Here is a 23,152-nt window from a genome sequence, read left to right on the forward strand (position 1 = left end):
GCTTTGGAAGGGTGTCTTGTATTTTATACTGGCTTGCCCGCCTCATCTTCTTCAACCACATCGGTTTCTAAGCTTGCCTCTGCCAGCCATTTTTGTATTGATGGACTGTTAAGCACACGTTGTTGATACTGCGATGCCTTTTCGGAAAGTTGTATTCCATAGGTTTCTACGCGCAATGCGACGGGTGCAAACATCGCATCGGCAATCGACCATTCACCAAATAACCATCCCTCTGGGTATTGTTCCATTTGTGCAGACCATATTGCATCAATACGAGCGATGTCTTTCAGTGCGTCTTCACTCAGTGTGAGCTTTCGTTGTGCGCGGCAGTTCATCGGCATTTCATTTCTGACGGCAAAGAACCCAGAGTGCATCTCGGCGGAAATTGCTCGGGCATGGGCGCGTTCTTTCACTGAGCTAGGCCACGCTGCACCGTCCAAATAGGCATCGTTAACGTATTCGAGAATCGCCAATGAATCCCACACCGCAACATTACCATCAACTAGGGTTGGAACCTTGGCCGTTGGCGTCACTTTCGCCAGAGTGTCGTAAAAATCAGAGGTGAACAGCTTGAGCTTGATGACTTCTGCATTCAGGTTGTAGTTGTCGAATATTAGCCATGCGCGCAGTGACCAAGTTGAGTAGTTCTGGTTTCCAATATAAAGCTGCATCGTTGCTTCCTTGCGTTTGGTGGGCATGCATTTGAGATTAGGGGATTGTATTGCGGCGCACTAACGGATAATTTTGATGCAATACATTAACAAAAACGATGGGTGGTGATTTCAATATGGATATTGATGCTTTGCGAGGCTTTCTCGCGTTTGTAGAAACCAGTAGTTTCACTCGTGCAGCGAAACAGATAAATCGCACCCAATCGGCATTCAGTGCTCAGATGCGTAAGTTGGAAGAAGAACTCAACGTCACTCTTTTCCAGAAAGAAGGACGTAATTTAATACTGACTGAAGCTGGCTTAGCGCTGCGATCTCATGCCGAACAGTTGGTCGCCCTTCACAATACCGCACTTAAGCAAGTAAAGCGTTACGAAGACAAACAACCTCTGCGACTCGGCTGCCCTGAAGACTACAATGACACCATTCTGCCGAAAGTGATTCGCCTGTTGCAGAAAGCAGAACCCACCTGTTCAATCCAAATATTCAGCCTGCCCAGCATTACGCTGAGAGAGTGGTTGGATGACGGCAGGCTTGATGCGGCGATTGTCACCCGAGCGCCCGATAGTGAAGAGGGTTACTGGCTCACTCATGATATCGGAGTATGGATAAGCAGCCCTGATTATGTGTTCGATGAGTCTAAACCAGTGCCATTAGCCTTGTTTCAGACCGATTGTAAGTACCACGCCGCGGCAGTGAATGGCTTAACCAAGCAGGGCACGCCTTATCAGTTATTAGCGTGTAGCAATACTGCTTCAGCGCAGCGAGCGATCGTTAAAGCTGGATTAGCCATTGGCGCGATGGGTAAGCTGAGCGTGACTTCAGATTTGAGAATCCTCGATGATATGCCACCGTTGCCTTCGGTCGATATTGTGCTGATCCTAGCGACCAAGCATCACCCGGTATTGGATAAAGAAGTGCTCAATCAACTTGTGGAGTTGGATTCTGATTAGGCTTCTTCTTCGATGGCCTGACATGGCGAGCCAAAATACGGCTACGTTCTTGTTTTACCTCAGTCAGTTTTCGCCACGACCATAAACGCACCCGGGCTTCTCTGGCACTAGTGTCGAGATCGACGACTGGGTTCAGGTAAGGGGAATCTGGTTTGAGCTCATGCATCATCATTTCCATAGGCGTCATCTTCCAAGGCTCAAACAAAAGTGGAGTGGGTATGTCTGAAAGTTCTGGCACCCATTTACGAATGAAGTCTCCATCTGAATCGTGCTCTTGCGCTTGCTTAGTCGGATTGTAAATTCGGATAGTGTTGATTCCTGTAACCCCAGCTTGCATCTGAAACTGTGGGTAGTGAATACCAGGTTCAAAATCGAGAAACAGCTGCGCTAAGTGAGTGACGCCATCACGCCAGTCCATATTCATATGATGAGTGAGAAAGCTCACCAGCATTGAGCGCATACGGAAATTAATATAGCCCGTATGATGCAGGCAGCGCATACAGGCGTCGACCAATGGCACGCCTGTTAATCCCGCCTTCCATACCTCCAAACGTGTTGGATCTTTTACCGTCTCATTCTGCAATAACGTCTCGTAGGCGTGGTTGATGCAGCGAAATTCCATCTCGCATTCCGATTCAAACTTCTGCATGAAATGACAGTGCCAATGAAGCCTTGAAGAAAGGGCAATTAGGCTGCGACGAAACCCTGCAACGTGCCAGTGTCCCAACAGATGTTGATAAACTTCACGCAGCGATATGTTGCCCCAAGCCAAATACGGAGATAGGCGAGTACAGGCATGGCGTGACGCTTCTGGGCTTGAGATACTGCGGTAGTAATCGCGACCGCGGCGTTCAAAGAAGTCGTTTAATGTTGCCCATGCCAGTGCACTTCCGCCCGTTTGTATGCCGTTAACTTTGGCTAACCATGCTTGTGGAGGTTCCATAGCGAGTTCAAGCTCTTCAGCATCTAGGGTATGCAGTGATTCTGTAGTGAACAGACTTTCTTCGATGGGAGCACGCATCACACTATTCCAATGCTTGTCCCAACCGACTCTATCTTTCGACCCTCTCACGACAGCGCCTTGTGCGAACTCTTGCCATGGGATGTTGTGCTTTGTAAACCAAGCAGAGAGTTGTATGTCGCGCTCAAAGGTGCAATTTAATCCTATTTCTTGATGAGAGAAGACGTTTTTTATGTGGTAACGAGATTGGATCGCTTCGAAGCAGTCCATTGCACTGCCATGAAGTACTGAGATCCGATGCCCATACTCTTTCAGCGACTGGTTCATGCATTGCAGCGACTGCCAAACAAACCGCCAATGTCGCTCAGAATAGTGGGCATTGTTTAGCAGCATTGGTTCGAAAATGTAGAGCAATATCGTTGGGTGTTGATCTGATAAAGCGTGTTTTAAAGGTGCGTGGTCGGTGAGTCTTAAATCGCGCTTTAGCCACACTACGTTGATTGTTTGCATCTGAGCCCTCTTTCGTTTTGGAGCATTACGAGTCAGAGAGCAAAATGTCTCACTAGAAGTGAACTTTATTTTCGATAATGAAAGGGCTGGCTATGAGCGCCTTTCATTATTAGAGAATGCCTAAGCTTTTTAGTTTTCGATAAATCGTATTACGGCTGATACCAAGTATGCGTGAAGTTTTGCTGATGTTGCCTTGGTTGGCTTGATAGGTTTGCAGCAAGGTTTCTTCCACGGTACTTTTTAAATCGTTATTCGCTGTCCTTTTGATGGCATTAGAAGTCACCGATTGATTGTGATTATCATGTGTTAACGACGTGAGGTGTTGAGCAAGGTGGCACGGTACGTGCTCAAGTGTGAGTTGTGGTTCATCACTTGCTAGCAGAGCGGCGACTTTAAGTAGGTTATCTAACTCGCGAATATTTCCCGGCCAAGAATAGGCGCACAATAAACTCATTAGGTGCGGGCAAATAGACTGCTCAGCTTCGGCGTATTTACGATGAATATGCTCGATTAAAGCATGCTGATCTTGTCGCTGTTGCAAGCTTGGCAAGGTAAAGGCTAAGCCATTGAGTCTGTAATACAGGTCTTGCCTAAACTCACCGGTTACGACTAACTGCTCGAGGTTTTTGTGAGTTGCGGCGATGATCTGGCAATCGACTTGATAGCTTTGATTGGAACCAACTGGCACCACGGATTTGTCTTGCAGAACATGCAGTAATCGACATTGAGCCTCTAATGGCATGTCGGCGATCTCATCTAGAAACAGAATTCCCTTATCCGCTTGGCGGATCTTGCCTTGGAATCCTTTGTGGCTCGCGCCTGTAAAAGCCCCCGGTGCGTAACCAAACAGTTCAGATTCGATAAGATCTTTAGGCAGCGCGCCACAATTGACTGCTACCAAGGGCGATGATTTACGTTGGCTTTGCTTATGTAACGCCTTAACAAACTCGCCTTTGCCAACTCCTGTTTCTCCTAAGATCAACAAACTGATCCCTTTATCGATTACCTTGTTGGCTTGCTGCCAAGCGTGTTCGATTTGTTGCTCGCCATGGTGCAAATCACACGATGCTGAAATGGAGCGCGTGCGTTTGGTGGTTGGTTGTTTGAGGTGTTGTTTCTCAAATACAAAAGGCGTGTCTAATGAGGTTCTGTTGAAGAGGGTATCGATACTCTCACCGACGATCGAGGTTTGATCCAATAGTTGAGAGGCGACCTGATTGTGTGCCACCACCTCCCCAGCTTCATTGGCTATTACAATCCCTTGCCAACCACTGTGTAATAACGATTTCTCACATGCGAGGTCGATGCGAGTGGTGCCTTGTGGGATGTGGCTCAGTAGCTGGTTTTCAACAAGCTGAACCATATTTTGAACCAGTAGCTGCACCGAACTGTCGTGCTGTTGCTGCTCACTGGTAATGTCCAATACGCCAACCATGTTCCCTTGGTGATCAAACACAGGGCTTGCTGAACAGCTGATAAATCGATGCTGGTGGATGAAGTGCTGCTCACCAATGATGGTCACGGGTTTAGCTTCAACAATCGCGGTGCCAATCGCGTTGGTGCCCTTAAGTTGTTCCTGCCAACACGCTCCTGAGCTGAGTGCAATTGATGTCAGCTTCTCCTTAAACCGCTCCTGTCCCCAACTCGCCAGAATCACCCCTTCAATGTCGGTCAAGATCAAACGACTGTCGGTACGAGCAAACATCTGATTAAACAAAGGCTGCGCATTGCGTTCGACGATGTGGATCAAGTCAGCCGATTGATGACGTCGCTGCTTAAGAATCGATTGTGGTAGGCGAATGTCTTCAGGAAGTCGTCTCTGTTTTAGACCCGCTTCTGTGCTGCGGTGCCAAGAGGACGAAAGCCAATCTGAGGTGTTTGCTTGTTGAAGGTGCATGACTGTTCCATGTCGTAACAGTGAGGGTGTACCAATTTGGAACAGTTGAACACTGGAGTGGTTTCCATACGTCCGTTCAATGCCAACTCACTTTGGGTTGTAAACGTTTGGTAATCATAGTTTTACAATTTATTAACAACAAGTTTTGAAGTTCTGGCGTGTGATTTGCGTTGTTACTGTTGTGAAGAAAACACGAAGTATCAGTGTTTTAAACAGAAAGCATAAACATGGGCGTCTCGCCATGAGTTCTTTTCTCAAGGGGAGCCGCCACAAAAATAAGACAGCTCTAGCTCAATAACGAATATCAAATCGAAGAAGGATCTAACTATGATTTACGCACAGCCGGGTAGTGACAACGCAGTGGTGAACTTTAAAGCTCAATACGATAACTTTATCGGTGGCGAGTGGGTGAAGCCTGTCAGCGGCGAGTATTTTGATAACACTTCCCCAGTGAATGGTCAGGTGTATTGCCAAGTGGCACGTTCAACAGAGGCAGACATTAGCTTGGCACTCGATGCGGCGCATGCGGCTCGTGCTAGTTGGGCTGCGACCAGTGTGACAGAACGTTCCAATATCCTACTTAAAATTTCCGATCGCATTGAAGCGCACCTAGAAGAAATCGCGGTGGCGGAGACGTGGGAAAACGGCAAGCCTGTGCGTGAAACTCTAGCGGCAGACATTCCGTTAGTTGTTGACCACTTCCGTTACTTTGCAGGCTGTATTCGGGCGCAAGAAGGCAGCGCAGCCGAGCTAGATTCAAACACCGCGAGCTACCACTTCCCAGAACCCATCGGTGTGGTGGGGCAGATCATTCCTTGGAACTTCCCGATTTTAATGGCGGCTTGGAAATTGGCGCCAGCACTGGCTGCGGGTTGCTGTGTTGTGATGAAGCCTGCCGAGCAAACACCAACATCTATTTTGGTTATGATGGAGAAGATCGCCGACCTTCTACCAGCAGGTGTGGTCAACATCGTGAATGGTTTTGGTAGCGAAGCAGGTCAAGCGTTAGCAACTAGTGATCGTATTGCTAAGTTAGCATTTACTGGTTCAACTGAGGTTGGTCATCATATTCTAAAATGTGCGGCTGAAAGCTTGATTCCATCAACCGTAGAACTGGGTGGTAAGTCTCCAAACATCTACTTCCCAGACATCTTTGATCATGAAGATGAATACCTAAACAAGTGTGTTGAAGGTATGCTGCTGGCGTTCTTTAACCAAGGTGAGGTGTGTACTTGTCCTTCTCGTGTGCTGATTCATGAATCGGTATATGACAAGTTCATTGCGAAAGTGGTCGAGCGTGCTCAAACCATCAAACAAGGTAACCCGCTAGATACAGACACTCAGGTTGGCGCACAAGCCTCTCAAGAGCAGTTCGATAAGATTCTTAGCTATCTAGAGATTGGTCGCCAAGAGGGAGCGAAAGTCCTGACTGGTGGTGAGATTGCGCAGCAGCCAGACGGCCTGGGTAATGGTTACTACATTCAACCAACCATGCTCGAAGGCAACAATAAGATGCGTGTCTTCCAAGAAGAGATCTTTGGCCCAGTTATCGCGGTGACTACTTTTAAAGATGAGGCTGAAGCGCTAGAGATTGCCAACGATACCGAATATGGTTTGGGTGCTGGTGTATGGACGCGTGATGCCAACCTTGCTTACCGCATGGGTCGCAACATTGAAGCGGGGCGTATTTGGGTGAACTGTTATCATGCTTACCCAGCACACGCGGCCTTTGGTGGATACAAGAAATCAGGCATCGGTCGTGAGACACATAAGATGATGCTCGATCACTACCAAAACACCAAAAACCTACTGATCAGCTACGATACTAATCCGCTAGGCTTCTTCTAAAATAGATATGCTTTGGAACGCTCGATCAAGCATTCACTAGAAACGAGTTGGCTAAAACAATCTAAGTAAAGTGAAAAGCAAAACGCCAAGTTCTTATGAGCTTGGCGTTTTTAGTGTGTGCGAGATGTACTAGGTAAGTTGAACGTGCTCGGACTTATTCTTCGGCGATAAAGCTGTTAGCGATTTGTGCTTCTTGTTTAATCATAAGTTGGTGCGCTGTCAGCATATGTTGCTGCATGATTTGTTTCGCTTTTACTGCATCACTTTTGCTCAGCGCTTGTACAAGGTCGCGTTGGCTTTGTACACCGGTACGCCACAGTTTGTGGTTCCCTGGTTCGTAAAGCTTGTGATAAATCGTCAGCTCAGTAAGCATTTGCGCGGTAAAACGTACCATAAACTTTAATAGCTCATTATCTGAATAGCTCGCCAGTAAGCTGTGGAACTCTAGCGATGCGATGTGGTGTTCGCGCTCTTGATAGATATCTTCCGGTGGTGTTTGATACTTGTCGATTTGGTCACTCAGTGCCTGCAGTTGCGACTCGCTTAGTCTCCCCGCCAGGGAAGCCGCGATCTCCGGCTCAAGCGATAAACGCATTTGGTACAAATCTGATATCGAAGTGTTCTTAAAAAACAGGTAGTTACTTAAGAGTGATTGCGCTTTGTTTTCGGTCATCTCACTCACGAACACACCGCCATTCGGGCCGGTTTTGGTCGACAAAATGCCTTGCGCTTCCAAGATTCGCATACTTTCACGAACCGTTCCTTTTGAAGCGTCAAACTTTTCCATGACCTCAAGCTCGTTAGGTAAACGATCCCCAGGCTGAAGTGCTTGTTCAACGATCCAGTTCTTGATCGATTCTGCTAATTCTTGTGTTCTACGTCTCTTCGCGCTTTTTACCACATTATCCTCGCTGGGGTGTTATCCTTACCTATTGAATTCTGACGGAATTCCTCTGAATGTCACCTGTTTTCTTGCCCTAAAAACCCCGGAAAAGTCGGAGTGTGAGTTATGAAACACTCCGATTATTGATCGAATCTTAGTCACAAAATATTTATTTATCATGATAAATAGCTTTTATTTGATATTTATCATGATAAATTGCCTAGGTGTACATGATCAGAATGGAATGATTTTAGATGGGTAAATTCGAAGAAACCGCCAGCTTAACGTGGGAATGGCTAGAGTCTATTGCTCAATGCAGCCAAACATCCGATCCCGATAAAGAAGGGGTTACGCGTTTATGTGCGTCTAAAGAGCATGAAGAGGTAAACCGAAAGCTGCATAAGTGGATGATGATGTCTGGTATGGAGGTTCGAATGGACAATGCGGCTAACTTAATTGGCCGTTACCCAAGTGCTAATCCAGATGCTAAAACACTGATCTTTGGATCACACCAAGATACGGTGCCTAATGGGGGCAAATATGATGGGATCTTGGGGGTAATACTGCCAATCGCATTGGTTAATTACTTTCACAACAACCAGTTAGAGTTCCCGTTTCATATTGATGTGATTGCTTTTAGTGACGAAGAGGGCACGCGCTTTCAATCGACACTCTTAGGTTCAAAAGCGATTTCAGGCATCTTCGATCCCGCGATGTTGACAGCTGAAGACGCAAACGGCGTAAGCATGCGAGATGCTTTGGTGTCTTTTGGTTGCAATCCAGACCTCATTAGTGAAGACGCTTATGAAAAAGACAACGTTCTTGGCTTTGTTGAACTGCACATTGAGCAAGGCCCACAGTTAGAGCAAGCCAACCTACCTGTAGGGGTTGTGACGGCAATGACTGGGATTGAGCGCCATACCTTGTCGATCATTGGCAAAGCGAGCCATGCGGGCACAGTACCAATGAACCTACGCCAAGATGCGTTGGTAGGTGCAGCTCAAGTGATCCTCATGTTTGATCAGCTTTGTAAGCGAGAAGAAGACCTAGTCGGTGTTGTAGGCAAAATTGCTAACTATCCGAATGGCGTCAACGTTATCCCTCAACAAACAGACATTACTATTGAGCTTCGTTCACCAAATGACGCTTCTCGTGTTAAAGCGCGAGAAGAGATGTTGGCAGATATCGATAGCCTGATGAATCAATACAACTTGGCTTACCGTCATGAACAGACTTATGAGCAATCAGCCGTGACTTGTGCTGATTCCTTATCGTCAGTTTTAAGTAACGCGGTAAGTTTGTCGGGTATTACGCCGAAACACTTATACAGCGGTGCAGGTCATGACGGCTTAGCTGTGAGTAAGCTTACCGATATTGCGATGCTGTTTATGCGTTGTACTGATGGCATTAGCCACCACCCAGACGAAGCCATTCTTCAACAAGATTTGGTTGCTGCAGTCGAAGTGTTAAACCACTTCTGTCTATTGATGAAAGCAGAGCAAGAATAAACGATTCGAGATTTTAGTAGCAGTCTTTAACGGTATCTGAACAAAGTTCTGGTTATTGCCTGCTACAAATACCACAGAGCGCAGCTCTCGGGCGCTCCCTATACTAAGGAGAGATTTGGTTATGGATATGACAGAGAAAATGGAAACAGCAGAGAAGAGGGCGTGGTATAAAAACGTACCAGACCCGATGGTTCTTATCTTTTTTATACTGGTAGCCACTTACCTTCTTACTTTTATCGTGCCGGCTGGTGAGTTTGAGCGCGTTGTCGTTGATGGCAGAACAACGGTTGTTGCTGATTCATTTACTTATATTGAAGGTGTTCCATCGGTACATTTCTTCGATATCTTCGTCTCTATTCCTAAAGGGTTGATTAGCGCAGCACCTTACTTGTTTATTGTGTTTATTGCGGGCGGTCTATTCCATATTTTGCAACGCACAGGCGCATTAGAAAATGCCATTGGTGTGGCTGTAAACAAAGCTGGAATTAAAAACCGTAACCTAATCATTACGATAGGCACGTTCATCTATGGTTTCTTTGGTGTAGCGGTTGGCTTTGAAAATAACATCGCCCTAGTGCCAGTTGCGGTCCTGATCTCTGCTGCGGTTGGATACTCGAGCCTAGTTGGCACAGTGATGGCAGTAGGTGGTATCGGCGTGGGTTTTGCTCTGTCACCGATTAACCCGTACACGGTTGGTGTTGCACAAGGTATCGCGGAGCTGCCAATCTTCTCTGGTGCTTGGTTACGTACTGTTATGGTGCTTTCCTCTTTGGCACTACTGTCTTACTACATTTGTTCTCGTGTTACTAAAATGGAGTTCAAAGAGCCTGAAACAGCTGGTGGCCTGAGCAAAGACATCTCTGAATACCAACTCAATAAGAAAGACAAAATGACCTTGGGCGTTTTTCTTATTGGCTTAGGTATCATGCTTTATGGAGTGTTCGCTAACGGTTGGTACATCAACGAGATCGCGGGTCTTTTCTTATTGATGGCGATTGCGATTGGTATCGTGAACGGCTTGGGTGCAAACGCTATTGTGAAGCAGATGATGGAAGGTGCGTCGGGCGTTACCTCTGGAGCATTGGTAATCGGTGTTGCTGCCTCTATTCAAGTGATCCTTAACCAAGCGTCAATTATCGATACCATCGTTAATGCACTGAGTTCATTGATTCAAGATATGCCAATCGCGTTAGCTGCCATTGTGGCGAGTGTGGTTCAAGGCATCATCAACTTATTCATTCCTGGTGGTTCTGGTCAGGCGATGGTGACCATGCCGATCATGATTCCGGTTGCTGACTTAGCAGGTATGAGTCGCCAGCTGATGGTTACTGCATTCCAAGTAGGTGATGGCCTAACAAACCTTATTGTACCAACCTCTGGCGGCACGCTAGCGATGCTTGCGCTGGGTCGAGTCTCTTACGAGCAGTGGTTGAAGGCGATTGTGCCATTTATGTTGGTGGTTTATGCCCTATGTTGGGTGGCGCTGTTCATTGGACAAATGATTGGTTACTAGTTTTTTTGGTGTTGAACATCTATGACAATTTCACTTATTCACGTTAACCCAAATACCGGTTTGTCGGCTTCTATCTCTGCGACAGGAGGTGTGTCTGTCGGAGGCTATGTAAACCATAGCTGGCGAGGTGTCGGGGCGTGTGCAACTCAAGGGTTATTTACTAACCCTTGGTATGCAGACAAAGCGCGTGAGTTATTTATTCTTGGTAAGACGGCTGATCAGGTTGTCGAGTCTTTAAAAGCGGGCGATGCCGAATATTCAAAGCGCCAATGTATGGTGATGGATAAAAATGGCGACAGCGCTTTCATTCATGGGGATGACAACATCCCTTATGTTGGCGCGATTGCTTATCCTACGATTGCCGTTGCTGGGAACATGCTAGAAAGTGACAAGGTTTTACAGGCCTTTTCAGACAGCTTTATCGCTCAAACGACGCAGAATCCGAGCTCAATCTTAGAAGATGACTCGCCTGTTTATAGAGATAACTATGAAGCAGAGCTACCAGAAATATTGATAACAGCCTTGGAAGCAGCGTTGCAAGCGGGAGGAGATAAACGAGGAACTTTTTCCGCATCACTCCGGGTAGAAAGTCTGACTAAAGCGCCGATTGATATTCGTGTTGATTGGGCTGATGGGTGCTTAATTAGTGAATTACGAAAAGTGCTGGGGCGTGTCCGCGAGGCAGGCTTTCAAGATTTTCTAAACAATCTACCAAACCATTAATGATGAAGGTTTCATCGAAATAAAAGCCAAGTGAGATTCAAATCACTTGGCTTTTTTGTTTTGCAATCTTTGAGACGACTGTGCGTTAGTGCTTCGAAAAGAAAATTTCTGGCTTATGAGTTGGACCTGAATTGCCTTCGAGTTGAGTCAGCTGCAAACCTTGTTTGCCGACCAAAGAAGCGACCATCTGACGGTTGAACGGGTAGTTTTCAGTGTTGTTGATGAATTCTTCCACATCGACCCATTTAGCTTCTGCAATTTCATCAGTGTCTTGAATCGCAATTTCTTGAGTTTGAGCGATAAGGTGACAAATAAAGTAGAGGTTTGATTTACCGAATTGATACGGGTGTCTTGTCGTCATGCCAACCACAGAAACGAACGTTGCCTCGATACCGGTTTCTTCCAAGGTTTCACGAACCACGGATTCTTCAATGCCTTCACCCAACTCAATATGACCGCCCGGTAATTTGTAGCCCGTCATGCCGTGTTCTTTAATCATCAGCACTTGGTTGTGTTCGTTAGTGATTAACGCGCCAGCACCCAAGGTGTGGGTCGGAATGAAAGGCACAAACTCTACAATCTCGGATTTGTGGATCAGCGTAATCTCGTCTTCTAAGCAGTTGTGAAACACAAAGCCAAGCTCAGTCGCCACCGGAATAAGGTGCGAGAGTGAAATAGGTAAGCTAATCCAAATGATGCCTTTGTTATTCTGCTTTGAAAATTCGGTGATCTCGCTGAGTTCGGCATTGAATGAGTCAACATCGTGAGGGGCTGTTGCTGGGTCAATGATGATGCCGTTAAATTTGTCGAGCGTAAATTCCACGGGTGATCCTTTATTATTTTGATTTATTGGGCGTCGAGCATGGTCTGAGCTGATCGTATCTAAAGAGCTTATAACACCTTGAGAGCAAGGGCAGCAGTGAATCAAAAGTAGGCAATGCAGTTTATGTCGAACGGGTCGGGATAAGTGGAGGGTGTTGCTAGAAACAAAAACTGCGCTTGGAAGCCAAAGCGCAGTTTTAAAATGAGGTTTATTGCAGTTCGATTTTAACGAATATAGTTCGCGTTAATACTCACGTACCAGTGTTGAAGCTTGCCATCAGATTTCTTGATCCACAAATCGTTGGTGTAGCTATCAATCTTGCCGTTAACCGTAAGGTTGAATGTGTTCTCGTCGAATTCGCCAAGCTTCACGAACTGGTCCGTGGTAATCAGGAATGGGTCCATGTCGTCTACACCAACCACATCTGAAATCACATAGTAGTGGTAAGTCAGCGGCTTGCTCGCATCATTCGGGTTGCTGCGATACGCAACAAGCTTGAATGGTTCCGTTAATGGAACGTCGAGCGTTTGCTTGTCCATGGTCGCTGGAATTGGAATAAACAGCCAAGCGGTAAACAGACCGCTCAATAAAACCATCAGGAAGAAAAGAGTCTTAATTGCTTTCATAGCAACCTTCAAAATATGGGGGATGTTAATGGGGCTATGGTAACTAGGGAGAGTAAAGATGCAAGCTCTGTTATTACCCTATCTTATCTCAGCTTAATCTAGCGCAAAGAAAGCGGTTCGGTTAACTCGAAATGTAAACACGAGTGCTTAACTCTTGATTATGGCTTAAGAGAATTCGTTATTTGAACCAATCTTGGTTTTTAACCAGTCTCTCGAAACAAGGCGAAGAACTGTCGCGAAATGACCTATATAGATAAAATTCAGTACGATAAGAATAGCGCATGAATATTTTTTGAGCGTTTTCTTATGCATTTAAATCCACGGTTAAGTGGCGAATACCATTCTTATGTCGATCACTCATTTCGTATCGATTGTTCACTTGGCTCCAATCCATTTGGCGCACCAGAAATTCCTGAACATGTGATCAAAGATATTATCTACGGTATTGATAAGTACTATTGCCACAGGGAGCTTTCGGAGCTGACTTATCTGACTCGCCAGTTTATTGGGATTGAAGATTGTCGTATTACGTACACCACGGGCTCTCTTGGGGCGCTAGAACTTATCTTCAATAAACTTATCGATCACAACAATCGCACCATGATAGGCATTGGCCCTCAGTTTGTTGAAGCAGTATCAGAGTTCACTTTGGTGGGCGGGAAGTACCAGTCCATCAACATGTTTGATTATCAAAACGAGTCGGATCTGTTCGGTGTGTTGGCATCAAAAATAAGCAGTCAAAATCCTGCCTTGGTGTATATCGATAATCCCAACAACCCAACGGGTCGAATCTACGACAGAGCTTATCTGGTCGAGATAGCGAGAGTATGTGAGCGTTCTGGCGCTATTTTGATTGTCGACGAGGCATATGGTGAATACCTGACCCCTGAGCAGTCTATGCTCGATCAGACCTTAGTCTTGGACAACTTAATAGTTTTACGAACCTTTTCTAAAGGTTTAGGGCTCGCTGGGATTCGACTCGGTTACTTAGCCAGCAGTGAAAACCTGACTTCTGCAATCGAAGCTGCGGTGAGTGTGTTTACGCCGACTTACCCCTCAATAAAAATCGCATCGGCGACCTTACCCAATGCAAAACACTTCTTAGAAATGAACCGCAGCAAAACTGAATACTTTAAGCAGCAAATGATCGGCTTGTTGTCTGAGAACAATATTGAGGTGGTTGGCACGTCAATATCGACGCCCATTATGTTGTTGAAAAAGAGAGGAACTCACCTTTCAAAGCTATTTGAGAGTATCGGTATTAAGACATGTTCGGGTGTCGATTTTGCTATTACGTGCGACGCGATGACTGAAGAGTATGTTCGATTACGAATTGTTGGCAATGATATAGATTTAGAAGCGTTAAAGCAGCGTATTAAGCAGTTATAAAAGCAACCGTTATAAAATCAGTAGGCATAAAAAAGGTTCATCGCGGATTAGCGGAAACTAAAAACAAAAACGGTAGTAAGTGACCCGCACCTTGCGTTTACAAAGTGCGGGCTAAATTCATCTGGCTACTTGTTTAAGTAAGCAGCGTGGAACTCAATGTGTTCATCAATAAAGCTAGAGATGAAGTAGTAGCTGTGGTCGTAACCAGGCTGCATACGTAGATCTAAATCGGCATTGGTTACCTTAGCGGCTTCGACTAATTGCTCAGGTTTAAGCTGTTCAATCAGGAAGTTATCGGCTTCACCTTGGTCGACCAACATTGGCAGTTTAGTGCCTTTGGTTTTTAGAAGCTCAGAGGCATCGTAGTGTTTCCACTCTTCAATATCCAAGCCTAGGTATTGGTTGAAGGCTTTTTGTCCCCAAGGGCATTGCATTGGGTTGGTGATTGGGCTGAATGCAGAGATAGAACGGTAGCTATCTTCGTTTTTAATGCCAATCGTTAGGGCACCATGTCCGCCCATGCTGTGACCAGAAATCGATTTTACGGATGTAACAGGGAAGAACGACTCAATTAATGCAGGGAGCTCTGTTACCACGTAATCGTACATGTGGTAATGGCTGTCCCATGGCGCTTGAGTGGCATTCACATAGAAGCCTGCACCTTGGCCGAGATCGTAATTTTCATCGTCGGCAACACCTTCACCACGTGGGCTAGTGTCTGGTGCAACAATCGCGATGCCTTGCTCAGCCGCGGCTTTGAAAGCGCCGGCTTTTTGCATGAAGTTTTCATCGGTACAGGTTAAGCCTGACAACCAATACAAAACAGGAACTGGGTTTTCTTTGCTTGCGTTAGGTGGCAAGAAAATCGCAAAACGCATGTTGCAGTCAAGCGTTGCAGAAAAGTGGGTGTATTGTTTGTGCCAACCACCAGCAACCTTTGCTTGGCTAATGTTTTCGATTGTCATCTATTGTGCTCCGTTAGGTTGATGGTTTGGGAGTAAATTTGTCTATATTACATAAAGTTTCACCACCCACCGGGCAGGAGGTGGTGAAGACAGTTTGTTGCTATTCATTTGTAGCTGTGGCCTCGATGCTCGAAAGAATCGAGGCCAAGATGTGTTACTTATCCATGTGTAGAACAGTACGGATAGATTCACCTTTGTGCATTAGGTCGAATGCTTCGTTTACGTCTTGCAGACCCATTGTATGAGTGATGAACTCTTGAAGGCCAAACTCACCCGCCATGTAACGGTTTACGATTTCTGGAAGCTCAGAGCGGCCTTTAACACCACCGAAAGCAGAGCCACGCCATACACGACCAGTCACTAGTTGGAATGGACGAGTTGCGATCTCTTGGCCAGCACCTGCAACACCAATGATGACTGATTCGCCCCAACCTTTGTGACAGCACTCAAGCGCTTGACGCATCACGTTTACGTTACCGATACACTCGAAAGAGTACTCAACACCGCCGTCTGTCATCTCAACGATAACATCTTGGATTGGCTTGTCGAACTTAGTTGGGTTGATGCAGTCAGTCGCGCCAAGCTGTTTTGCTAGCTCGAATTTGCTCTCGTTGATGTCAACACCGATGATGCGGTTAGCACCAGCCATGCGAGCACCAATGATTGCAGAAAGACCGATACCGCCTAGGCCGAATACAGCAACGTTGTCGCCTTTTTCAACTTTAGCTGTGTTAAGTACCGCGCCCATGCCTGTTGTTACACCACAACCCAGAAGACAAACTTCTTCAAGTGGTGCTTCTTTGCTTACTTTCGCTAGAGAGATTTCTGGAAGTACAGTGTACTCAGAGAAAGTAGAGCAACCCATGTAATGGAAAATTGTTTCGCCATTGATAGAGAAGCGGCTTGTACCGTCTGGCATTAGGCCTTTACCTTGCGTTTCACGAACGGCTTGGCATAGGTTAGTTTTACCAGATTTACAGAACTTACATTCGCCACATTCAGCTGTGTAAAGTGGGATAACGTGGTCGCCAATCTCAACACTTGTAACGTCTTCGCCGATCATCTCAACGATACCGCCACCTTCGTGACCAAGAATTGAAGGGAAGATACCTTCTGGATCGTCACCTGATAATGTGAATGCGTCAGTGTGACAAACACCAGTAGCAACGATGCGAACTAGAACCTCACCAGCTTTAGGAAGTTGTACATCAACTTCTTCCATTTTTAGTGGCTCGCCAGCTGCCCATGCAACCATTGCTTTTGATTTGATATGCGTTTGACCAGGTTTAATTTCGATTGTCATTGGATGTTTCCTATATGTCAGTACAGCGGATAACTGTGCAATTAAATTCAACCCGTTAAGCGTAGTTGAGCTTAATTGTTTCCGCTCTCTCGTTTTGTTGGAGCTAGTATAGGTGTGAGTGCATGTTTTGATAATCCCCTTAAATAGAAAATGATTATTACTTATTTGTAATAATAAGTATGGAGAGATGATCTGTTTTCCCTGTGATTACTTTATTCGGATCGAGCCGGTTTTTGATGGAGGGCTACTTATTCAAATAGTCGGAATGCATAGTTGTCATTGATGTTTGAGGGGTTGTCTTATGGCGGCTTATATATTAATAACTGATTCGTACGATAGAGTCATCAATACTCATGATCATTACTAACTAATTGAATTTTAAGGATTGAAGCAATGTCGCATAAGCACTCTGTATGCGACGTTTTGTAAGATATCAGAAACAATAGTGTCATTTTTCTCACCTAATCTCCTCGCCAAATTTTGAGTTCTAACTTTTTGGGAAGAGAAAATGAAAAAGAGTACATTGACCGTACTGTCAGGCTTGATAGCAACAGCTTTGGTCGGTTGCAATTCAAGTTCGCCAAGTGATGACAGCGGCAATATGGATAGCGCAGTGCAAGTGGCGTTCATGCCTGATATCCATTTCCATGATGTTTACGGTGATTTTCAGGATGGCTCGTTCGCAGGGTTGCCGAATGCAATCAGTGGTAAGAATGCAACGATCAGAACGATGGAGTCTCAGATGAACTCTACCCGTCTATTCAACGAAAACTATTTCGCGATGATCGCAGCGCTTGATGATGTGGTTGAGCGCGGAGTGAAGTACGTAGCACTGCCGGGGGACTTCAGTGACGACGGTCAGCCAGTACATATGCGTGGATTAGTGAGCATTTTTGACCACTATCGTGACACGTACGGCCTTGAGTTTTTTGCAGCGCCTGGCAACCACGATCCAGTGAGGCCATTTACTATACCTGCGGGTAAGTCGGACTTTTTGGGAGAAGGGGGTAAGAACCAACGTATTTATAGTCGGGGTAAGGAAGAGTGTGTTGGCTATGAAGATGAGTGGACAACCATTCCCGGTGACGGCGATAACCTAGCAACCATCTGTACTGAAGAAGTGCGTGAGTGGGGCTATGAAGAGATCATGAGTATCCTTGGTACTCACGGCTTCTACCCTCAGCAAGATTATCTCTACTTTGAAACCCCTTATAGCAGTGCGCAAGCTCGTACCAACTACAGCTATGAATTAGCGAAAGAAGAAGCAGCTTTTGATAAGCGCATGTACGAGATCTGTTATGAAGGAACAGGTGGTAGTTATAAAGAGAATGGCTACTCAAGTTGTTCTGAAGTGCCGGATACCAGTTACTTAGTCGAGCCAGTCAAAGGCTTGTGGCTGTTGGCCATTGACGCGAATGTTTATCGCCCTAAAGAAAATTCGTCTGATAGCTCTGTAGACGGAAACACGTTTGATGGATCAAGCAGCGCTGGCTACAACATGATGCTGACTCACAAAGAACATGTGATCGATTGGATCTCTGATGTAGTAAAAGCAGCCAAAGAGCAGAATAAGACGCTTGTTTCCTTCTCGCACTTCCCAATGACAGATTTCTACAACGGTGCCTCTGAAGAGATTGAAGATCTGTTTGGTGAAGGAAGCCATCAACTGGCTCGTGAACCAGATGACAATACTAGTCGTACACTTGCTGCAACAGGATTGAATATCCACGTTGGCGGTCATATGCACTTTAACGATACTGGTAAGAAAAGCTTCAATATCGATGGTGTTCAGCACACGCTCTTTAATATCCAAGCGCCATCGTTAGCGGGTTACATCCCAGCTTACAAGCTGCTGAACATTCGCCCTGATAACCAAATCGAAGTTGAAACTGTGGTTATCGATCAAGTTGAACGTTACAACGAACTATTTAGTCACTACGAAGAAGAGCATGAGTACTTAACAGCAAACGCAAGTAATGAGGAAGAAGAAGCTAAGATATGGGATATCAATATTCTTGATTCAAAGAGTTACTATGAACTCACCGACTGGCATATCCGTGAATTAACGCGCTTGCGTTTCCTTCCTAGTGATTGGCCAATCGAAATGCGTGAAATGATCATGCACATGAACGGTGAAGAGATGATGATCATGTCTCAACTAGAAACGCAGTTCACGGTTTGTCAATTAGCTGACAAGTTGGGTTATCCAGTTGAAGGCTGCACTGCAAATGGTGTCGTTGATGAGGAACAGTTCCAGAAAGATTGGCAGGCAGCCAAAGTAGAAGCTGAGGTTTTGGCAACTACTGAGGGGTTAAGCTTAGCTGACTTTGCAGAGTGGAGTGGTGAGCTACTAGCAACCGATTTCTACCGACTACGTAATGCAGACGAACTGGCGTTCCGTGATATCGGTGAAACACAACTACGCCAATACGAACTGCTAAGCCGCGAGCTTGCCGAGTTTGATGGCACAGTGGATTCAGAGCTAGGTGATCTTGGCCAATATACAGTGGGAGAGGTATTCCGCTCTCGTTTCGGTAGCTTGTTCGTGATTCTTGAAAAATTCGCAACAGGCCAAGCAAGTGACCACTTCTTGATTTATATCGACCAGCAAACCCTGACCGATCTTAAAGGTGAAGTGAAGCGCGATATCCTAAGAGGCTCAACGTCTGCAAATTAAGCGCTTTTGCCGATTAGATGATTAGATGATTAGATTGATGAAGGGTCTGCTAGCCACGAATTAGTGGGCTCTCTTTTTGTCTAAGCGTAGGTTTAATCGAGAATTACACCTAAGAATTTTTAAGGTGCATCATAATAATTACTTGCTGAAAATCGCATGAATCGGAAATAAAACTACAATATTCTGAGCGCCGTATTTTATTGTTGTGGACTTAAACATGCTTTTATCTCTCTCGCCTCCTGTGATGCTGTCACTTGCCATTGTATTTGAAGTTGTCGCGACTTCTCTATTGCCTAAAACGCAGCAATTTACTTCTTTGCCCGCGACTGCCGCAGTGCTAGTCGGTTATGGCTTTGCTTTCTATCTGTTGTCTCTCACGGTTCAAACTATGTCTTTAGGTGTGGCATATGCGGTTTGGTGTGGGGCAGGGATAGTGCTAGTCGCAGCGCTGTCTTGGCTGGTCTACGGGCAAAAACTCGATATCTTTGCGATCATCGGTATCGCTTTGATTTTGGTGGGCGTCGTGATTATTAACTTGTTTTCGACGTCGGTGAGTCATTAGGGGCTAACTCGCTTTTGCCCCATTGTAATCTAGACCTTTTACTCATTTACAACCTGTTCATGAGCTTTCCCCTACGAAAGGTTATCTGAAGCAATGTGTTGTCCAAGTTATATGCAAAGGCTATTTACCCCGTCATATCTGTTGGTATTGTTGAAGGTTAAAAAGAAAGAAGGCATTATTGGCCCATAAAATACGGACAGTCGACGTATAGAAAGCGTTATGAGCTTCCAAGAATAGAAGGAAAATATGGCAGTTTTAGAAATTCTGACTGCACCAGATCCAAGGCTTAAGGTCAAAGCGGAAAAGGTGCAAGATCTCTCCACGGTACAAACATTAATAGACGACATGTTGGAAACGTTATATGCGACTGACAATGGTATTGGTTTGGCTTCAACTCAAGTTGGTCGTAAAGAGGCCGTTGTTATTATTGACCTTTCCGAAAGTCGAGATGAACCATTAGTTTTGGTTAATCCTGAAGTGGTTAGCGGCTCGGATAAAACATTGGGCCAAGAAGGTTGTTTATCAGTTCCTGACTATTATGCCGACGTAGAGCGTTTTACTTCAGTTGTTGTGTCTGCTTTAGATCGCGAAGGTAAACCAATGACCATCGAAAGTGATGAGTTTCTAGCTATCGTAATGCAGCACGAAATAGATCATTTGTCGGGTAACTTGTTTATTGACTATCTTTCACCACTTAAGCGTCAAATGGCTATGAAAAAGGTTAAAAAGTACGTTAAAGCGCACTCTTAACTTCCGTCTATCAATATAGGTTATTACATCCTGTTGGCTGCGTGAGTAGCCAATGCTTTTCGAACAACAAAGTTATCTGCTTCGCTTTGTCATTTCGGTCATTAAACATTGCTTACGACAAACACATATAGAAGGTCTCTTATTGTGGTCTATCCGCAGCCAACCACTATTGGCTAGGCCATTAGACATTTATTGGTTGATAATTACGGTATGACAGAATCGCTTGGTGATCACGCGAGTTAGCCATCGTGACTAACTCAGAGCTGCCCCGAAGTTTGTTACGCTTCCAAACACGTCACAGATAATTAGCTAGTTTTGATTTACAAAAAATAATGTGTGGCAATGACCCCATTTCCTTCATTGACTCGCGAAAGGCTCTCCTATTAAGTCACTCGATTTAGATGAATGACAAACAACGTTTTGCTCATCTCTTAGAAACCAAGAAATCCATTTTCGCTTCGAGTTTAAAACGAAGCCCTCCTCAAAGCTAATTCCATTGATAATCAACCCGTCGATATTTTCATCATACGCTTTAGTGGTGAAACGCCATTCTTCACTATTTATTCGCTTTCCTTGAAGAAGAGCGTCATTGAGGCGTTGGCTCATAACGACGATGGCTAGACCTTCAGTTTCACTGATACCAAAATCTGGCTCAGAGATACGACCGACAGCAACTGGTACCTTTAAAGTGCACTCCTTTCCATCTTGAAGAGTAAATGAGTAGATTGCATCTCCTATTCGACCGTTAAGCCAAAGGAGTTGTCCTTGAGTCATGTTGTCGACAGACAGAGTTCCAAAACCACCTGTGGGAGATATAGTTTCGGCCCAGCTAGATGTTGAAACAAAGACCGATAAAAACAGATGTAGAATGGCTACTTTTTTCATGCTGAAGCCTCCACGTCGAAGTTAGTATTGGTCGATTGAGCTAACAAAGATATTAACCAAAACGGTCCTACTATCGGTATGAAAAAGACCAGTACCCAATAACTTGATTTGTTGATATCGTGCAGTCTACGAACAATTACTGAAAGCATAGGGATGAAACTTACAACGCTATAAATCGTGTCGAACCATGTTGTCATATTCATAGCAATATCTGCCGCAATGCATCCCATCGCTACTAATGTGTGTACTAAAAGAAACATCCAACATTCTTTACGGGACGAACAACCAGAAAAGTCTAAACTTCGCTTCCAAGCTAAAAAATAGTATTTCATAAATGCCACCTCAATATTTGACTGATGGTGATATTTTGCCTCGGAACAAGTGGTGTGTACGTCTCAAAACAGGTTTTAGGTCGTTCTTAAACCTGTTTTGGTCTATATTGCGTTTTCAATTGTATTTCATAGAGTTATCCTTGATATTCACTGAAAGTGAGAACTCATTTATCCATCTAGGACTTGCTATGCTTGCGATACCCGTCCCGTTCGTTGTTTCCATGTTACTTGGACTACTAGCGATATCACTTTATGCCAAGCTTTCCCAGCAGGGTAAAGTCGCTAGCATGTTTTTAGGATTATGTGCTATGACGACCGCAATGGTTGGTTTACGCTGGACATTTGGATTTAGCATTTTCAGCATCGCGCAACCTATTCTGGCCTCCATAATTCCTGTTGCTGCGTGGTATGCGTTTGCACATGCCAATCGTGATTTAGGCACCTTGCCTATTAAGCATTTTGTTGCGCCATTATTCGTCGTAATTAGCGCTGTATCTCAACCTTGGTTGGCACTTCCATTAGATGTACTACTTACTTTAATTTACGCTTGCTATGGAGTGGCACTAATTCGCTTTTCGTCAAGAGAAACAGCACTGATTAATGTCTCGTTAGGGAATTGGGAAGGAGTAAAGAAAGCGGAGAATATTGCGGGATGGATGCTGATATTTTCAGCGTGTGTAGACACGCTCATGTCGTTAGATTTTACTTTTAATCAAGGTGGATTTTCACTGTACATCATTACTGCGGCACATTTGACTCTTCTACCCGTGTTATCGATAGCTGTAGTTGTCGTGGGTATTAATACGCCTGTTTCAGATGAGTTAAAATCTAAACAAATCAGTCACAATGACGAGACAAGCAGTTCCCAGGTAATGACCAGTGAGAGGGCTCACGAGATCACTTCTCTGTTAGACTCCAAAATCCGACAAGACAGACTTTACTTAGACCCTGAGCTAACCCTTTCAAAACTGACACGAAAGTTAGGCATACCAGCAAAACAAATTTCAATTGCAGTTAATCAGGTACACGAAAAGAATATTTCTAAGATCATAAATGGGTATCGCATAGAACATGCCAAGCACTCCTTGGATTTGTCACAAGATACTATTACGCAAATATTCATGAATTCTGGTTTTCAGACCAAGTCTAACTTTAATCGTGAGTTTTCAAGAGTCGTGGGAATGACCCCAAGTGAATACCGTAAAAGTAAAGCTCAACAGTCTAAGTAAGATTCACTATTAATATTGAATATCTAAGAGCCAACTTTGCCGTACATGAAGTAATTCATAATTTGCTAAATTAGCAGGTTCGCTAACTTGGAAATGCCCCATTGTGTGTTCACTTCGATGAGTGAACTACATCGGCAATCTATTTTT

At 44.9% G+C, this 23,152-nt stretch carries 20 protein-coding genes; 10 read left to right on the forward strand and 10 right to left on the reverse strand.

Features of this window, described 5'->3' with window-relative positions:
- Nucleotides 1–23 precede the first annotated feature (23 nt).
- A complete protein-coding gene (locus A6D97_RS16460; RefSeq protein WP_017069761.1) occupies nt 24–671 on the reverse strand; it encodes a glutathione S-transferase family protein in 648 nt (215 codons plus the stop codon).
- Nucleotides 672–769: 98 nt separating this feature from the next.
- Here A6D97_RS16460 and A6D97_RS16465 point away from each other — a divergent pair, with 98 nt between their 5' ends.
- Nucleotides 770–1,621, forward strand: coding sequence for a LysR family transcriptional regulator (locus A6D97_RS16465; RefSeq protein ID WP_065584832.1), 852 nt, complete (start codon nt 770–772; stop codon nt 1,619–1,621).
- Here A6D97_RS16465 and A6D97_RS16470 read toward each other — a convergent pair.
- Nucleotides 1,590–3,092: a deoxyribodipyrimidine photo-lyase gene (locus A6D97_RS16470; protein WP_065584833.1), complete on the reverse strand. Its 1,503-nt coding sequence runs from the start codon at nt 3,090–3,092 to the stop codon at nt 1,590–1,592. The genes A6D97_RS16465 and A6D97_RS16470 overlap by 32 nt on opposite strands.
- A gap of 109 nt (nt 3,093–3,201) precedes the next feature.
- Nucleotides 3,202–4,989, reverse strand: a complete 1,788-nt coding sequence (locus A6D97_RS16475; protein WP_065584834.1) for a sigma-54-dependent Fis family transcriptional regulator — start codon at nt 4,987–4,989, stop codon at nt 3,202–3,204.
- Between the two features lie 327 nt (nt 4,990–5,316).
- Between A6D97_RS16475 and A6D97_RS16480 the strand changes: the two genes are divergently transcribed.
- A complete protein-coding gene (locus A6D97_RS16480; RefSeq protein ID WP_065584835.1) occupies nt 5,317–6,837 on the forward strand; it encodes an aldehyde dehydrogenase family protein in 1,521 nt (506 codons plus the stop codon).
- Nucleotides 6,838–6,991: 154 nt separating this feature from the next.
- Here A6D97_RS16480 and A6D97_RS16485 read toward each other — a convergent pair whose 3' ends face one another.
- Entirely contained in the window at nt 6,992–7,738 is a 747-nt protein-coding gene (locus tag A6D97_RS16485) for an FCD domain-containing protein (protein WP_065584836.1), read from the reverse strand.
- A 236-nt stretch (nt 7,739–7,974) separates the two neighbouring features.
- Here A6D97_RS16485 and A6D97_RS16490 point away from each other — a divergent pair, with 236 nt between their 5' ends.
- The 3 genes from A6D97_RS16490 (at nt 7,975) to A6D97_RS16500 (ending at nt 11,464) form a co-directional block, all read left to right on the forward strand.
- Entirely contained in the window at nt 7,975–9,228 is a 1,254-nt protein-coding gene (locus A6D97_RS16490; RefSeq protein ID WP_065584837.1) for an allantoate amidohydrolase, read from the forward strand.
- Between the two features lie 121 nt (nt 9,229–9,349).
- Nucleotides 9,350–10,741 (forward strand): Na+/H+ antiporter NhaC family protein, encoded by a 1,392-nt coding sequence (locus A6D97_RS16495; RefSeq protein WP_065584838.1) that lies wholly within the window; start codon nt 9,350–9,352, stop codon nt 10,739–10,741.
- A 21-nt stretch (nt 10,742–10,762) separates the two neighbouring features.
- Nucleotides 10,763–11,464, forward strand: coding sequence for a DUF1028 domain-containing protein (locus tag A6D97_RS16500; protein WP_065584839.1), 702 nt, complete (start codon nt 10,763–10,765; stop codon nt 11,462–11,464).
- 85 nt (nt 11,465–11,549) lie between these two features.
- Here A6D97_RS16500 and A6D97_RS16505 read toward each other — a convergent pair whose 3' ends face one another.
- The gene (locus tag A6D97_RS16505) at nt 11,550–12,287 is read right to left on the reverse strand and encodes an NUDIX domain-containing protein (protein WP_065584840.1); all 738 of its coding nucleotides are present in this window, start codon (nt 12,285–12,287) and stop codon (nt 11,550–11,552) included.
- A 224-nt stretch (nt 12,288–12,511) separates the two neighbouring features.
- Nucleotides 12,512–12,913, reverse strand: coding sequence for a hypothetical protein (locus A6D97_RS16510; protein ID WP_017061631.1), 402 nt, complete (start codon nt 12,911–12,913; stop codon nt 12,512–12,514).
- Nucleotides 12,914–13,219: 306 nt separating this feature from the next.
- Between A6D97_RS16510 and A6D97_RS16515 the strand changes: the two genes are divergently transcribed.
- A complete protein-coding gene (locus A6D97_RS16515) occupies nt 13,220–14,302 on the forward strand; it encodes a pyridoxal phosphate-dependent aminotransferase (RefSeq protein WP_017061632.1) in 1,083 nt (360 codons plus the stop codon).
- A 125-nt stretch (nt 14,303–14,427) separates the two neighbouring features.
- Here A6D97_RS16515 and fghA read toward each other — a convergent pair whose 3' ends face one another.
- Nucleotides 14,428–15,267, reverse strand: coding sequence for an S-formylglutathione hydrolase (gene fghA / locus A6D97_RS16520; RefSeq protein WP_017061633.1), 840 nt, complete (start codon nt 15,265–15,267; stop codon nt 14,428–14,430).
- Between the two features lie 154 nt (nt 15,268–15,421).
- Complete coding sequence (locus A6D97_RS16525; protein ID WP_065584841.1) at nt 15,422–16,570, reverse strand: S-(hydroxymethyl)glutathione dehydrogenase/class III alcohol dehydrogenase; 1,149 nt, start codon at nt 16,568–16,570, stop codon at nt 15,422–15,424.
- 508 nt (nt 16,571–17,078) lie between these two features.
- Here A6D97_RS16525 and A6D97_RS16530 point away from each other — a divergent pair.
- The 3 genes from A6D97_RS16530 to def all read left to right on the forward strand — a co-directional run bounded on the left by A6D97_RS16530 (nt 17,079) and on the right by def (nt 20,559).
- Complete coding sequence (locus tag A6D97_RS16530) at nt 17,079–19,247, forward strand: metallophosphoesterase (protein ID WP_065584842.1); 2,169 nt, start codon at nt 17,079–17,081, stop codon at nt 19,245–19,247.
- A 217-nt stretch (nt 19,248–19,464) separates the two neighbouring features.
- On the forward strand, nt 19,465–19,809 hold the full coding sequence (locus A6D97_RS16535; RefSeq protein WP_065584843.1) for a multidrug efflux SMR transporter: 345 nt from the start codon (nt 19,465–19,467) through the stop codon (nt 19,807–19,809).
- Nucleotides 19,810–20,055: 246 nt separating this feature from the next.
- Nucleotides 20,056–20,559: a peptide deformylase gene (gene def / locus A6D97_RS16540; protein WP_016785410.1), complete on the forward strand. Its 504-nt coding sequence runs from the start codon at nt 20,056–20,058 to the stop codon at nt 20,557–20,559.
- Nucleotides 20,560–20,916: 357 nt separating this feature from the next.
- Here the strand turns inward: def and A6D97_RS16545 are convergent, their stop codons facing one another.
- Together A6D97_RS16545 and A6D97_RS16550 are read right to left on the reverse strand one after the other, a co-directional pair.
- Nucleotides 20,917–21,444 carry a hypothetical protein gene (locus A6D97_RS16545; RefSeq protein ID WP_065584844.1) on the reverse strand — a complete coding sequence of 176 codons (528 nt, stop codon included), beginning with the start codon at nt 21,442–21,444 and terminating at the stop codon, nt 20,917–20,919.
- Nucleotides 21,441–21,776 carry a DUF805 domain-containing protein gene (locus tag A6D97_RS16550; RefSeq protein WP_065584845.1) on the reverse strand — a complete coding sequence of 112 codons (336 nt, stop codon included), beginning with the start codon at nt 21,774–21,776 and terminating at the stop codon, nt 21,441–21,443. The genes A6D97_RS16545 and A6D97_RS16550 overlap by 4 nt, the downstream gene beginning before the upstream one ends.
- A gap of 188 nt (nt 21,777–21,964) precedes the next feature.
- Here A6D97_RS16550 and A6D97_RS16555 point away from each other — a divergent pair, with 188 nt between their 5' ends.
- Entirely contained in the window at nt 21,965–23,005 is a 1,041-nt protein-coding gene (locus A6D97_RS16555) for an AraC family transcriptional regulator (protein WP_065584846.1), read from the forward strand.
- Nucleotides 23,006–23,152 lie beyond the last annotated feature (147 nt).

The organism is Vibrio sp. ZF57 (assembly GCF_001691235.1).
Taxonomy (GTDB): Bacteria; Pseudomonadota; Gammaproteobacteria; order Enterobacterales; family Vibrionaceae; genus Vibrio; species Vibrio crassostreae_C.